Origin of the sequence: Leyella stercorea, from assembly GCF_021531355.1 — a bacterium.
Classification (GTDB): domain Bacteria; phylum Bacteroidota; class Bacteroidia; order Bacteroidales; family Bacteroidaceae; genus Prevotella.
In genome coordinates, this window is sequence record NZ_JADYTS010000224.1 from 1 (window position 1) to 309 (window position 309).

At 48.5% G+C, this 309-nt stretch carries 1 protein-coding gene; it reads right to left on the reverse strand.

The annotated features are described in order from the left end of the window. A partial coding sequence (locus I6E38_RS15170) for a ParA family protein (RefSeq protein ID WP_235394749.1) occupies positions 1 to 309 on the reverse strand: 309 nt, incomplete at both ends.

The following is a 309-nucleotide window of genomic DNA, read 5'->3' on the forward strand; positions in this document are numbered from 1 at the left end:
TGATTTCATCGGCTGCAAGAAAGGCATTCGTGGTGACGATGCCCAATGAAGGTGGGCAGTCGATGAGGATGTAATCATAGTCCTGTCTGATTGGGTCAAGAAGCCTACTGAGCAGCTGTTCTCTTGCCAGGAGATTGGTTAGGGCAATCTCTGCACTCGCCATTTCAAGTGACGATGGCACAAGGTCAAGATTGTCCCTGATATGCTTCACTGGCAATGGTTCTCCATCTACGAGGGCATCAAAGATGCTGGTCTCAACGTCATCTTCGTTAGGGATGAAATACAAGGTGAGATTAGCCTGTCCATCGA